The sequence below is a fragment of the Microbacterium sp. LjRoot45 genome, from assembly GCF_964253325.1.
In the GTDB taxonomy this organism is placed as follows: Bacteria; Actinomycetota; Actinomycetes; order Actinomycetales; family Microbacteriaceae; genus Microbacterium.
The window spans coordinates 954,537-968,367 of sequence record NZ_CAXUQM020000001.1 but is presented as its reverse complement, the minus strand read 5'-3'; the positions used below and the strand labels follow the sequence as shown (position 1 = coordinate 968,367).

The following is a 13,831-nucleotide window of genomic DNA, read 5'->3' as shown; positions in this document are numbered from 1 at the left end:
GAGCGTCGGCAGTGCGAACGAAGAGTTCACCGTGTGTTCGTGATCCGGCAACCGGACGACAGAAATCTTCGCACATCCGGAAGGGAACGGAGAACCCGGGGCGCCCGTTCATATCGGGTCCATTAGCGTGGAACCGTGAGCACGTCGCAGCCTCCTGTCGCCCCGGCCCGCCCCACGACCCGCAGCCATCATGGCGACGACGTCGTCGATCCCTACGAATGGCTTCGCGCGAAGGATGATGCGGAGGTGATCGCTCATCTCGAAGCGGAGAACGCCTACACCGACGAGCGCACCGCCCACCTCGAAGGCCTTCGCGGGAGGATCTTCGACGAGATCAAGGGCCGCACACTCGAAACCGACCTGTCCGTGCCGTCGCGCAGGGGGCAGTGGTGGTACTACGGGCGCACCGTCGAGGGGAAGCAGTACGGCATCCACTGCCGCGCCCCGCTCGCCTCGCCGGACGACTGGACGCCGCCCGAGCTCTCCCCCGACGCGCCCGTCCCGGGCGAGGAGATCCTGCTCGACGGCAACGTGGAAGCCGCGGGGCACGAGTTCTTCTCGCTCGGCAGCCTCGAGGTGTCCGCCGACGGCACCCGCCTGCTCTACGGCGTCGACGTCGAGGGCGATGAACGCTACACGCTGCGCATCCGCGACCTCGCGTCGGGGACCGATCTCGGCGACGTCGTCGAGAACACCTCCGCGGGCGCGTCCTTCTCCCCCGACGGTCGATTCGTCGTCTACACGACCGTCGACGACGCGTGGCGGCCCGACACCGTCTGGCTCCACGAGGTCGGCACCGCGGCCGATGCCGACGCCCGGCTGTTCCACGAGCCCGACGAGCGCTACTGGGTGGGTGCGGGCTTCACCCGCAGCGACCGCTTCCTCGTCATCGACGTGGGATCGTCCATCACCTCTGAGGAGTACCTCGTCCCCGCCGACGACCTGCGCGCGGAGCCTCGCGTCGTCTGGCCACGCGTGGAAGGCGTCGAGTACTCGTCCACCCACGCCGTCGTCGACGGGCAGGACGTGCTGTACGTGCTGCACAACCGGGACGCGCTCGACTTCGAGCTCGTACGGGTGCCGGCATCCGACCCCCACGCGGCCCCCGAGGTCGTCGTCCCTCACCTGCCGGGCCGGCGACTGCTCGACGTGTCGGCCTTCCGCGACTGGGGCGTCGTCGCGTACCGCCGGGAGGGCCTTCCTCGTCTCGGCGTGCTGGACTACGCGGCATCCACCGTCGCCGAGATCCCTTTCGACGAGCCGCTGTATGCGGTCGGGACCGCCGGCAACCCCGAGTGGGCGCCTCCGGTGCTGCGGCTGGGCTACGGGTCGTTCACGACCCCCGGCACCGTCTACGACTACGTCGTGGCGACCGGCGAACTCCTGCTGCGCAAGCGGCAGCCCGTGCTCGGCGGGTACGACCCGGGCGACTACGGCCAGCAGCGTGTCTGGGCGACGGCCAACGACGGCACGCAGGTTCCGATCTCGCTCGTGTGGAAGCGGTCGTTCGGCGAGCCGGGATCGAGCCCGCGCCCCGTGCACCTCTACGGGTACGGCTCGTATGAGCACTCGATCGAGCCCGGGTTCTCGGTCGCCCGTTTGTCGCTGCTCGACCGCGGCGTCGTGTTCGCTGTCGCCCACGTGCGCGGCGGCGGAGAGCTCGGTCGGCAGTGGTACGAAGACGGCAAGCTCCTCGCGAAGCGCAACACCTTCACCGACTTCGTCGCGTGCGCCCGCCATCTCGTCGATGAGGGATGGACGACGCCCGATCGGCTGGTCGCCGAGGGCGGCTCGGCCGGCGGACTGTTGATGGGCGCCGTCGCGAACCTCGCGCCCGAGCTCTTCGCCGGCATCCTCGCCGATGTGCCGTTCGTCGACGCGCTGACGACGATCCTCGACCCCTCGCTTCCGCTGACGGTGATCGAGTGGGATGAATGGGGCGATCCGCTCCACGACGCCGATGTGTACGCGTACATGAAGTCGTATACGCCGTACGAGAACGTCCGGGACGGCGTCACGTATCCGCGCATCCTGGCGACCACGTCGCTCAATGACACGCGCGTGCTGTACGTCGAGCCGGCCAAGTGGGTCGCGCGACTGCGCGAGGTCGGCGCCGACGCCCTGCTGCGCTGCGAGATGGTCGCCGGCCACGGCGGCGTCAGCGGACGCTACAACGCGTGGCGCCAGCGCGCCTTCGAGCTCGCGTGGCTGCTCGACGTCCTGGATCTCGCAGACTGACACCCGAGCATGTCCCACTTCGGGTGACCATGTCCCACTTCGGGTGGAGCATGTCCCACTTCGGGTGGACCATGTCCCACTTTCGGTCGTTCCCGACGCTCTCAATCGACCGAAAGTGGGACATGACCGGCCTGGGCTAGGTCAGTGGAGCGGTCGAGCGCCGGCGCGGGCCAGCGCAGCGCGAACCTTCTCCACCGCGGCGACCCCATCGCCATCGAGATGGTGCGACAGGATACGGACGAGGTCCACCCCCAGCGCCCGGACGGCATCCCACCGGTCCGCGTCGCGCGCGAACTGTCGGGCGTCCTGCGCGTGGACGCGGCCGTCGTACTCGATCCCCACCCCGAACTCGGGGTACCCGAGGTCGAGCTCCGCGATGAACGTGCCGCGCTCGTCATAGAGATTCCATGCCGTCTGCGGCTCGGGCAGCCCGGCATCCCGCAGAAGGAGACGCAACCGGGTCTCCCGCGCCGAGCGCACTCCGGCCCGCACGTCGTCGAGTGCACGAGACAGGATGCCGTTGCGCACATCGCCCATCCGCTCCACCTCGCCGCGCAGCTCTGCGACGGTCACCGGCGGCCGGGAGCCGGTGAGGAGGAAGTCGGCGGCCGCTACGAGGTCTCCGACTTGCCACAGCGACCCGCACTGCCGCCACGCCCGCACCGGGTCCTCGACGGGGAGTCCCGCCAGGTTTTGCATGGCGGAGCCGCGTCCTTGCAGCCGGTGGCCGGCGACGCCACGCGTACGGGGCTCGCGCAGCGGGCGATGCGCCGACACATGGAGGGCAGGCATGTAGGGCCACTCGGGCATCGGCGCCCCGTGCAGCAGGAGGGCGGTCTCGTGGCTGAAGAACTGGCCGTCGCGGAGGCGAGGGGCGTACGCGTGACACAGCGCCACGAGGCCCGCGGACTCACCGATCCGCCGCGACCGGACGCCGTGGAACGGCCGATCGAGCGTCCGTGTGCGAAGACGCCCGCGGGGAACGCCGGCAGCTGTCGCCTGGGCCACACTGAACGAGGTCGGCAGGGAGGAAGTCAGCGGCGTGCGGGGCGTCATGTCGCCCACCCTGCCCGGTCATCAACAGCCAGCGGGACTGAACTGCGGGGTCGGGGAGATGAGGCGACATCGGCGCGCTGTGGAGGAGCACGTGACGCAGCCGTGTCCCACTATCGGCTGTTCTGGACCTGCGAGAACGACCGAAAATGGGACATGCCCCACCCGAACTGGGACATGACCAACCGAAAGTGGGACATGCACCGCCCGAACCGGGACATGACCAACCGAAGTGGGACACGCAGCCGATGTGAGCCCGCGCCCCGCGGGGCGGCTCAGCCGAAGAGGGCGGCGGCCTCTTCGTAGCGGTAGTGGGGCACGGTGTTCAGCTCGCCGAGCGCCTCCTCGAACGGAACCCGCACGATGTCGGTGCCCTTCATGGAGACCATCTGACCCCACGCGGCTTCGACGACCGCGTCCGCGGCGTGCAGGCCGAGGCGCGTGGCCAGCACGCGGTCGAAGGCCGACGGCGATCCGCCGCGCTGGATGTGGCCGAGCACGGTCGCCCGTGTCTCGATGCCCGTGATGCGCTCGATCTCGGGGGCGAGCACCTCGCTGATTCCGCCGAGACGCGGGCGGTTGAAGGCGTCGAGCCCCTTGTCGGAGTAGGCCTCGTCCTGCCCGAGGAGCTTGAAGCCCTCGGAGACGACCACGAGCGGCGCGCGACCGCGGTCGTGCGCCTTCTGCACCTGGGCGGCGATGTCGTCGAGCGACATGGGCACCTCGGGGATGCAGATCACGTGAGCACCCGCGGCGATGCCCGAATGCAGGGCGATCCACCCGACGTGACGACCCATGACCTCCGCCACCATGCAGCGCTGGTGGGAGTCGCCGGTGGTGCGCAGCCGGTCCATCGCCTCGGTGGCGATGTTGACGGCCGTGTCGAAACCGAACGAGTAGTCGGTGGCCCGGAGATCGTTGTCGATTGTCTTCGGGACGCCGAGGACATTGATGCCGTCGCCGTAGAGACGGTTGGCGGCGGCGAGCGTGCCCTCACCGCCGATCGCGACGATGCCGTCGATGCGGTGGCCGTAGAGGGTCTTGGCGATGTTCTCGGCTCCGCCCCGCGGTCCCTCGTAGGGGTTCGTGCGGCTCGTGCCGAGGATCGTGCCGCCGACCTTGGAGAGGCCCTTGACCTCGTGTCGCGTGAGCGGGAAGAAGTCGCCGTCGACGACACCTCGCCAGCCGTCGCGGATGCCGACGAACTCGATGTTGTAGGTGGTCGTGCCCTTGAGCACGAGACCGCGGATGACGGCGTTCAGCCCGGGGCAGTCGCCGCCGCTGGTCAGGATGCCGATCTTCATGAGAGATCCTTCAGGTGTTCGGGATGGAGCTGGTGGCGACGCTGCCTCCCTGACACTATCGTCGCTGGACTGCCCGTGCCACCACGCCCGCCGTCGATAACCCGCGGGACGGCAGACGCGGATGCCACGCGGTCAGAACGCGCCGAGTGCCTCGCGGAGGAGGTGCATGAGCGCCGACAGCTGCACCGAGTCGCTCGAGCTCGGGTCGACCTGGTCGCCGTCGAGCGCGCGCTGGGCGAGGCCCTGCTTCGAATCGATGAGCTCGGCGATCTTCGTGTCGATCGTGTGGGCGGCGATGATGCGCCACGCCGTGACGGGCTCGTCCTGCCCGATGCGGTGGACGCGGTCGATCGCCTGCGTCTGCTCGGCAGCCGTCCACGACAGCTCCGCGAGCACGACGTTCGAGGCCGCCTGCATGTTGAGGCCGACGCCGGCGGCGGTCAGCGAACAGACCGCGATCGCGACGTCGTCGTCGCCGTTGAAGGCGTCGATGGCCTGCTGGCGTGCGGGCGTCGTCTGGTCGCCTCGGATCGACACGGTGCGCAGCCCTGCGGCGGCGAAGTGCGCCTCCGCGGCATCCATCACGTCGATGTGCTTCGCGAAGAAGACGACCTTGCCCACCGAACGCTGCAGCTGCACGGCGTAGTCCGCCGCCAGCAGCGCCTTGGCCTGACCGATCTTGCGGACCATCGTGAAGACGTTGTCGGCGCCGGTACCGGCGGCCTTGGACTCTTCGAGCTCGCCGTGGGCGACGAGGCGCACGATGTCCTCGTCGATGTCGTCGAGGACGACCCGATCGCCGCGCGCTTCGACGATGCGCCGGTACTTGGCGGCCAGGCGCTGTCCGAGCTCCTGCTCGGCGGCGCGGATCGACCGTCCGAACTCGTCGTCCAGCTCCACGGGCAGGTCGGCGACGAGCTTGTCGGGAAGGTCGGCGGCCACGTCCTTCTTCTTGCGTCGCACGATCCCGAGCGAGATCACCGCGTCGCGGGCTTCCGGATAGAACGCCTTGTCGGCCGGCGTCAGCCCCGTCGCGTCGAGACGCTGCATGAGGATCGGGCCGGGCTTCTCGCCGTTGGTCCAGCCGAGGAAACGCCAGATGGCGTCGAAGTCCTCGACATCGTTGATGAGGGGCGTGCCCGTGAGGGCGAGCATGAGCGGATCGCGCACCTGGCCGCGGATGCGTCCCGCCAGGGCGAGGACGTTCTGCGAGCGCTGCGACGTGAGGTTCTTGATGAAGTGCGCCTCGTCGACGACCATTCCGCGCAGCCCGATCTCGCCGAGCCAGGACAGATGCCGATCGAGCACCTCGTAGTTCACGATGAACACGTCGGCGAAGGCGTCGACCGTGTCGCCGTCGCCGTGGATGACGGTGGCGCGACGCTGCGGCGTCCACCGCTCGACCTCGCGGGCCCAGTTCATCTTGACGACGTTGGGGACCACCGCCAGCAGCGGGTAGGCGTCGGCGACGGATGCCGCGAGCACTGACTGCGCGGTCTTGCCGAGGCCCGGCTCGTCGGCGAGCAGGAAGCTGCGGTGGCCGAGGCGCACCGCCTCGAGGAATCGCGACTGGTGCGCCATGATCTCGAGGCCGCGCGGCGAGAGCCGGTCGAACTCGGGGACCGGCGGGAGCTCCATCGATGCGGCACCGCCTCCGGCGCCCATCTCGAACGCCTTGTAGAGCGGGCCCATGAGCTCCCAGCCGTCCAGCCGGCGGCGCACGTTCTCGACCGGCGCTCGCAGCGCGAGATCGGGGGCGAGGAACGGGTTCGCCTCGCGACGCGCCTCGATCTGCGGCGGCACGACCTGCCGCTCAGCGAGAGCGGCGGGCACGACGGGCGCCTGGACCGGCGCGGCGTCGGTGATGATGAGTTCGTCCTCGGCGAGCTCGGCACCCGACTCGAGGAGCCAGTCCCGACGCATGCGTCGAGCGACGGGCGACGCCGCCTGATCGACCTCGAGGAGCTGGATGAGCGAGGTGTCGCGCGCGGCGGTCTTGGCGAGGATCGTCGCGACGCCGTCGAGCCGCTTGAGCAGCTCGGCGCGTGTCGCAGCGGGGATCTCCGCCTCCGCTTTCACCCGCGCGCGCTCCTCGCGCACGAGGAAGGCGATGACCTGGAACTTGACGCGGTTGGTCGGGCCGAGCTTGCCGCGCTGGGCTTTGGCCTCGACCTCGCGCACCTTCCGGGCGAGGATCGGAATCAGGGGCGCGTCGTCTTCGCGACGCGCCGAAGAGCCGCGGCGACGACGGTTCGACGACGTGGGTGCGGCGGGTGCCGTAGTCGGCATGCTCCTCCTGAGCGTGTGGACCGGCGGAGGCCGGTGCTGCCCGCTCGTACCGTGAACGGGCGGTCGTGTCGCGGCGCGATGCCGCGGTGTGAGTTGCGGGTCTTCATACGCCGGCTGCGGGTACTCGCTTCTGCGAGCTGCGGCGACGACGGACCAAGGTCCCAGCGCTCATTGTAGCGCGATCGGTCATCCCGCCGTGCGAAGTCGCAGACTGTTGAGCACGACGAAGACGCTCGAGAAGGCCATCGCGGCGCCCGCGATCATCGGGTTGAGCAGCCCCAGCGCCGCGAGAGGCAGCGCGGCGACGTTGTAGGCGAAAGCCCAGAACAGGTTGCCGCGGATGACGCGCATCGTGCGACGGCTGAGTCGGATCGCCGTGACGACCGGAGCAAGACCGCTCCCGGCCAGGGAGATGTCGCTCGCGTGGAGGGCCGCGTCGGTTCCCCCGCCCATGGCGATGCCGAGGTCGGCGGTCGCGAGCGCGGCTGCGTCGTTGACGCCGTCGCCGACCATCGCGACACGGCGGCCCTCGGCCTGGAGGCGACGCACCTCGGCGACCTTCTGCTCGGGAAGCACCCCGGCGATCACGGTGTCGATGCCTGTCGCGCTCGCGACCGCGCGCGCTGCCCCGGGGTTGTCGCCCGTGAGCAGGACGACCTGAAGCCCGTGTTCGCGGAGGCGCGCAACAGTGGCGGCGCTGTCGGACCGGACGGTGTCGGAGACGGCGATGACGGCGCGCACGCGGCCGTCCCACCCCGCCACGACCGCCGTGGCACCCGAATCCTCCGCGTCGGCCACGGCCGCTTCCACCTCGTCGGTGAGGGCGTTTCCGAGCAGCTCTGCCGCGAACGACGCGCGACCGGCGAACACGGCGCGCCCGTCCACGGTCCCCGTCACGCCGCGTCCGGCGAGTCCCGCGAACCCGTCGACGGGCGCGGGAACCTCTGCGAGAGCGCCGAGCGCCCGGGCGACCGGGTGCTCTGAGGCGGACTCGAGCGAGCCGACCAGGTGGGCGACGGTGGCGGCATCCGCGTCTTCGACGGTGACGACCGAGGCGACGGTCATGCGCCCCTCCGTGACGGTGCCGGTCTTGTCGAGCACGACCGTGTCGATCTTCTCGGCACCTTCGAGCGCCTCGGGGCCGGTGATGAGGATGCCGAGCTGCGCGCCGCGTCCCGTACCGACGAGGATCGCGATCGGTGTCGCAAGACCCAGCGCGCAGGGGCACGCGATGATGAGCACCGCAACGGCGGCCGTGAACCCGAGGGAGACCGGCTGGCCCGTCACGATCCACACGAGGAGCGTGAGGACGGCGAGTCCGATGACGATCGGGACGAAGACGGCGGAGATGCGGTCGGCGAGGCGCTGCACGCGGCTCTTGCCCGCCTGCGCCTCCTCGACGAGCCGCGCCATGTGCGCCAGCCGGGTGTCTTCGCCGACAGACGTCGCCGCCACGACCAGGCGACCGTCGACGGAGATGGTACCGCCGGTGACGTCGTCGCCCGCGGCCACCTCGACGGGGACCGACTCCCCCGTGATCATGCTCTGATCGACCGACGCGCCTCCGCTGCGGACGCGACCGTCGGTGGCGATCTTCTCCCCCGGGCGTACGACGAAGACGTCACCCGGCCGGAGCGCGTCGACGGGCACGCGGCGCCCGTCCTCGAGCTCGACGTCCTTCGCGCCCAGTTCCATGAGGGCGCGCAGCGCCGCGCCCGCACGACGCTTCGAGCGCTGCTCGACGAAGCGGCCGAGGAGGAGGAACACGGTGACGGCGGCTGCCACCTCGAAGTAGATGAGGGAGGTCGCGTCGTGCGGAACGCCGAAGAGCGTCACCTCGTGCATCATCCCGATGCGTCCCGCCGAGCCGAAGAGCAGTGCCCACACGCTCCAGAGGTAGGCAGCGGCGGTGCCGAGCGTGATCAGCGTGTCCATCGTCATCGCGCCGTGCCGGGCGTTGGCGAAAGTCGCCCGATGGAAGGGCCACCCGCCCCATACGACGATGGGGGTGGTCAGCACCAGGGAGACCCACTGCCAGGCGGGGAACTGCCAGGCGGGCACCATCCCGAGGGCCACGACCGGCACCGCGAGCGCGGCGCTCACGAGCAGCCGGGTGCGCAGCGTCACGGCCCCGGGCCGGTCCTCGACGTCATGGTCGTGACCCCCGCCCGCGTTGTGGCCGTGATGGTCGTCGCCGTGGCGATCGTCGTCGTGCTCCGGACCACCCGCCGCCCGACGCGGCGAGCGCACGCGGCCGTCGTAGCCCGCCTCACGGACGGCCTCGACGAGGCGCTGCGGGTCGAGGTCAGCGGGATAAGTGACACGCGCCGACTCCGTGGCGAGATTGACGGATGCCGTGACGCCCGCCACGGTGGACAGCCGCTTCTCGACGCGGGCGACGCAGCTCGCGCACGTCATGCCCTCGATGTCGAGGACGGCGTCTCGCTGGTCGGGACCGGTGGTCTGCGACATCCGTGGCCTCCTAGATGGTGCGTGTCGTTAATGGGGTGACGGTCAGGCGCGACCGACGAGCGTGTAGCCCGCTTCGGTCACGGCCGCCGAGACGGCCTCGTCGCTGGGCACCGACGCAGCGGTCACGGTGAGGGTGCCGGCGGCGACGTCGACGGCGGTGTCGGTGACGCCCTCGAGGGCCGACACCTCACGGCTCACGGCGGCGGCGCAGTGTCCGCAGGTCATGCCTTCGACGCTGTAGGTCTGAACGTTCATGCGTGCTCCTCACGTTTCTCGAACGACAACCATAATACCCCCCTGGGGTATTCCCAGGCGTACGCTGGCGGTATGCCCCACATCTCTGAGCGCGCGCTGGCAGCCACCCTCGACCACGCGATCCTCAAGCCCGAACTCACGCGCGCCGACGTCGACGCCGAACTCGACATCGCCGCCGAGTGGGGCGTCTTCAGCGTCTGCGTGCGTCCGAGCGATATCCCGCACGCGGTCTCCCGGCTCGCCGAGACGGACGTCGCGGTCGGCACCGTCATCGGCTTCCCGCACGGCACCACCTCCACCGCCGCGAAGGTCGCCGAAGTGCAGCAGGCTCTCGCCGATGGCGCTGTCGAGTTCGACATGGTGATCAACATCGGGGCGCTCCGATCCGGGTTCGACCACGCCGTGATCGCCGACATCCGCGCCGTCGTGGCCGCGGCCGAGGGCCACGTGACGAAGGTGATCCTCGAGACCGCGCTGCTCGACGACGAGCAGATCGCCCGCGGCAGCCGCCTCACGGAGGCCGGAGGCGCCCACTTCGTGAAGACGTCGACCGGCTTCGCCGGCGGCGGCGCCACCGTCGCCCACGTCGCCCTCATGCGAGAGAACGTCGGCCCCGACGTGCAGGTCAAGGCATCCGGCGGTGTCCGCAGCTACGCCGACGCGCTGGCGATGCTCGAAGCGGGCGCGACGCGGCTGGGTACCAGCGGGAGCGCCGTGATCCTCGGTGAGGCACGTCGCATCGACGAGGGCGGCGAAGCCACGGGCGCCGTCGACGCGTCGTCGTACTGACCTTCCGTCAGCCCGCGAGGGCCTTCCGCACGCGGTCGACATCGTCGGCCATCTGCACGCGGAGGGGCTCGATCCCCTCGAAGGCGACCATGCCGCGGACGCGGTGCGTGAACTGCACCTCGACGCGGTGGCCGTAGAGATCGAGGCTCGTCTCGTCGAGCACGTACGCCTCGACCTGACGGACGGGCACGTCGTCGAAGGTCGGGTTGGTCCCCACCGAGATCGCTGCGGGGTACTTCGTCACGGCGCGCGACGGCGCATCGACGGGGCCCTGGTCGACCAGCCAGCCCGCGTAGACGCCGTCGGCGGGTATGAACCCCTCGGCATCCGTGGAGAGATTCGCCGTCGGGAACCCGAGTTCCCTGCCGCGCTTGAGCCCGTGGACGACCTCGCCGCGCATCGTGTGGGGTCGACCGAGCAGTCGGCCCGCACCCTCGACGTCGCCGGCCTCCAGAAGCGACCGCACCCAGGTGGAGGACACGCGACGCCCGGCACCCTGCACGTCGCCCACGACGTCGACCGAGAATCCCCGCTCGCGCCCCAGTTCGCGCAGCAGGTCGGGATCGCCCTCGCCGCCGCGTCCGAAGCGGAAATCATCGCCGACCATGACCGTGGTCGCTCCGAGCGCCTCGACGAGGAAGCGCTCCACGAAGGCACGAGCCGGTACCGCCGCCAGGTCGGCGTCGAAAGCGAGGACGAGGACGGCATCCACGCCTTCCCCCGCCAGCAGATCGATCTTCTGGTCCAGGCTCGACAGCGGCTGCGGGCACAGCTCGGGCCGGAGGAAGCTCAACGGATTGCGATCGAAGGTCACCGCCACGACACGCGCCCCCGTGCCCTCGGCCTCGATCCGGGCGCGCGCCACGACGGCTCGGTGCCCGGAGTGGACCCCGTCGAACTTGCCGATGGCGACGACGCTCGGCCCGAAGCCGGTCGGCACCTCGGACGGGTCGTGAAACACGATCACCACGACGATCCCTCCTCGACCAGCGCGGGCGGCGCTTCGGCGCTCTCCCGACCTCCCTTGACCAGCCACCACAGACCGAGCATCGGGAGCACCAGGGGCACCCAGAAGTACCCGTAGCCGTATCCCGACCACACGGTCGCGTCGTGCGCGAAGAGCTCCGGCGCCGCGAAGCTGAGCGTGCCCACGATCAGCACGCCCGCGAGCTCGAAGCAGATCGCGATCCACGCGACGAGGTACCAGCCGGGCGAGCCTGCCTTCACGAGCGCGACGGTGGCGACGATGTAGACGACGGCGGCAGCCGCCGAGAGGCTATAGGCGACGGGCGCCGCCTCGAAGTCCTCGACGATCTGCACGAACGAGCGGCCGGTGGCGGCGAGCGCCATGATCGCGTAGACGATGACGAGCACACGACCGATTCCGGTCATCCGGGGACGAGGCGAAGACATGACTCGTCAATGATAGGCGGGGCCGGAGGGAGGTCGATTCGGATCAACCGACCTGGACCGTCCAGATCACGTACATGCGCCACACCATGACGGCGACGGACAGCGCCGCGATCCCCATGATGACCGTGCTCCACCGGCTGCGTTCCACGAGCGCCCAGCCCACCGCGAGCGGCGGGAGCAGCACGGCGGAGACCAGGTAGACCCAGAACTCCAGGGGGCTTCCGCTCGGGGAGTTCCCGGCGAACGGCGCCGCGACGGCCACGACGACCTGTGCGATGAGCGCGAGCAGCAGCAGCGCGAGACTCCCGACGGTCACATCCCCCGGTCGCCGTCCCGCAAGTCCGGCGACGATGCACAGCACGCCGGCGCCCACGGCCACCGCAATCTGCGCGATCGTGAACCACAGGATCATTCGCCGGCCTCCTCGGGCATGTTCATGATGCTCTTGACGTCGTCACCGCGAACGCCGACGATCCCCACGAGGCGGCCGTCAGGATCGAGCGCGGCGGGCGTTCCGGCGGCGATGCGTGCCGCCGCGCCGACGAGACGCTTGCCGTGACGGAGGTCGCGCGCCTCGTCCGCCGAGACCGCCAGGATGCCGAGCACAGAACCGGCGACCTCCGCCCCTGCCCGGAGCGGCATCTCCGGCACGATCTCGGCCGCGGCATCGGAGACCTCGAACGGACCGATGCGCGTGCGCCGCAGGGCTGTGAGGTGTCCGCCGACACCGAGACCGGCGCCGAGGTCGCGGGCGAGCGCGCGAATGTAGGTGCCGCTGGAGCAGTCGACGACGACGTCCAGGTCGAGGATGCCGGTGCTCCGGCGCACGGCGAGCACCTCGAAGCGCGAAACGGTGACCTCGCGGGCCCGCAGCTCGACCTGCTCCCCCGCGCGTGCCAGGTCGTAGGCCCGGCGTCCGCCGACCTTGATGGCCGACACGGTGCTCGGCACCTGCGAGATGCGTCCGGTGAGCGCACGGATGCCGTCGGCCACCTGCGCGTCGGTCACGGCATCCACCCGTGCGGGGTCGGCGCGTGCCGTCTCCACACCGTCGGCGTCGTCGGAGTCGGTGGTCACGCCCAGGCGGATCGTCGCGACGTAGGTCTTGTCGAGCCCGACCAGGTAGGTGAGGAGGCGGGTCGCGCCGCCCACTCCGAGCACGAGGAGACCCGTGGCCATCGGGTCCAGCGTGCCCGCATGGCCGATCTTGCGTGTCGCGAGAGCACGACGGGCGCGAGCGACGACGTCGTGACTGGTCATGCCCCCGGGCTTGTCGACGAGGAGAATGCCCTGCGGGGCGGGTACAGCCGCCATCAGCAGAAGTCCTGGAAGGTGCGCCGGGGTGCGGCCGGGTCGGTGTTGTCGACGATCGCCGAGGCAGCGGCGCGCGGATTCGCCTCCCGCAGGTACAGCTCCTGCCCGACGCGGTAGCGCCGGTTGCGCTCGGATGCCGGGTCGGGATCGCAACCGTCGCGGGCCGCCATGCGTTCGTATCGCACGTCGAGCGGCGCATCGAGCCACACGGACCAGTGCCAGATTCCCCGCAGTTCCGGCCGGTGGAGGAAGATGCCGTCCACGATGAGGACGGCATCGCGCGGGGCGGTGACCCACTCGGAGGCGACCGCTTCGTCGCGCGTCACGTCGAAGGCGGCGAGCTGGAAGCCCGTGTCGGCCACGGCTCCCGATCGGAACGGGTCGATGAGCACGCGGCGGAAGGTGGCGTAGTCGTAGGAGTCGGCGTAAAACCCCTCGGGCGAGGTGCGCCCGCGTGCGTAGCGCTCCTGCCGCGGACGGTGGAAGCCGTCGATCGACGCGCGGAAGACCGCACCGCCGTCTTCGGCGAACACGGTGGCGAGGTTGTCGGCGAAACGGGTCTTGCCCGCGCCGTCTTCCCCGTCGACGGCGACCATCACCCGCCCTCGCGGGTAGTCGCGACGCACCTCGTCACGCAACGAACGCCAGAGCGTGGAGGCGGGGCTGACCGGCAGACGCATGCATCCAGCCTACGGCGCGGAGCC

Annotated in this window: 12 protein-coding genes; 2 read left to right on the top strand and 10 right to left on the bottom strand. The window is 70.4% G+C overall.

Annotation, left to right across the window (positions count from 1 at the left end):
* Positions 1-135: 135 nt before the first annotated feature.
* The gene (locus ACSQ18_RS04370; protein ID WP_436035945.1) at positions 136-2,238 is read left to right on the top strand and encodes a S9 family peptidase; all 2,103 of its coding nucleotides are present in this window, start codon (positions 136-138) and stop codon (positions 2,236-2,238) included.
* A 141-nt stretch (positions 2,239-2,379) separates the two neighbouring features.
* On the opposite strand, the gene ACSQ18_RS04365 is transcribed toward ACSQ18_RS04370, so the two are convergent.
* From ACSQ18_RS04365 to ACSQ18_RS04345, 5 genes are all read right to left on the bottom strand, one after another.
* On the bottom strand, positions 2,380-3,294 hold the full coding sequence (locus ACSQ18_RS04365) for a hypothetical protein (RefSeq protein WP_436035944.1): 915 nt from the start codon (positions 3,292-3,294) through the stop codon (positions 2,380-2,382).
* Positions 3,295-3,566: 272 nt separating this feature from the next.
* Positions 3,567-4,595 (bottom strand): ATP-dependent 6-phosphofructokinase, encoded by a 1,029-nt coding sequence (locus ACSQ18_RS04360; protein ID WP_301039634.1) that lies wholly within the window; start codon positions 4,593-4,595, stop codon positions 3,567-3,569.
* A 132-nt stretch (positions 4,596-4,727) separates the two neighbouring features.
* Entirely contained in the window at positions 4,728-6,884 is a 2,157-nt protein-coding gene (locus ACSQ18_RS04355; RefSeq protein ID WP_436035943.1) for a DEAD/DEAH box helicase, read from the bottom strand.
* Positions 6,885-7,070: 186 nt separating this feature from the next.
* Complete coding sequence (locus tag ACSQ18_RS04350) at positions 7,071-9,356, bottom strand: heavy metal translocating P-type ATPase (RefSeq protein WP_436035942.1); 2,286 nt, start codon at positions 9,354-9,356, stop codon at positions 7,071-7,073.
* Positions 9,357-9,398: 42 nt separating this feature from the next.
* A complete protein-coding gene (locus ACSQ18_RS04345) occupies positions 9,399-9,611 on the bottom strand; it encodes a heavy-metal-associated domain-containing protein (protein WP_436035941.1) in 213 nt (70 codons plus the stop codon).
* Between the two features lie 72 nt (positions 9,612-9,683).
* Between ACSQ18_RS04345 and deoC the strand changes: the two genes are divergently transcribed.
* Positions 9,684-10,400, top strand: a complete 717-nt coding sequence (gene deoC, locus ACSQ18_RS04340; protein ID WP_436035940.1) for a deoxyribose-phosphate aldolase — start codon at positions 9,684-9,686, stop codon at positions 10,398-10,400.
* 7 nt (positions 10,401-10,407) lie between these two features.
* Here the strand turns inward: deoC and ACSQ18_RS04335 are convergent, their stop codons facing one another.
* From ACSQ18_RS04335 to ACSQ18_RS04315, 5 genes are read right to left on the bottom strand one after another with little or no spacing between them, the layout of a single operon-like run.
* Positions 10,408-11,367, bottom strand: coding sequence for a bifunctional riboflavin kinase/FAD synthetase (locus ACSQ18_RS04335; protein ID WP_436038384.1), 960 nt, complete (start codon positions 11,365-11,367; stop codon positions 10,408-10,410).
* Entirely contained in the window at positions 11,364-11,813 is a 450-nt protein-coding gene (locus ACSQ18_RS04330; RefSeq protein ID WP_436035939.1) for a hypothetical protein, read from the bottom strand. Before ACSQ18_RS04330 ends, ACSQ18_RS04335 begins: the two co-directional genes overlap by 4 nt.
* A gap of 43 nt (positions 11,814-11,856) precedes the next feature.
* Entirely contained in the window at positions 11,857-12,225 is a 369-nt protein-coding gene (locus ACSQ18_RS04325; protein WP_436035938.1) for a hypothetical protein, read from the bottom strand.
* Positions 12,222-13,073 (bottom strand): tRNA pseudouridine(55) synthase TruB, encoded by an 852-nt coding sequence (truB, locus tag ACSQ18_RS04320; protein ID WP_436035937.1) that lies wholly within the window; start codon positions 13,071-13,073, stop codon positions 12,222-12,224. The genes ACSQ18_RS04325 and truB overlap by 4 nt, the downstream gene beginning before the upstream one ends.
* A gap of 53 nt (positions 13,074-13,126) precedes the next feature.
* Positions 13,127-13,807: a uridine kinase gene (locus tag ACSQ18_RS04315; RefSeq protein WP_436035936.1), complete on the bottom strand. Its 681-nt coding sequence runs from the start codon at positions 13,805-13,807 to the stop codon at positions 13,127-13,129.
* Positions 13,808-13,831: the final 24 nt, after the last annotated feature.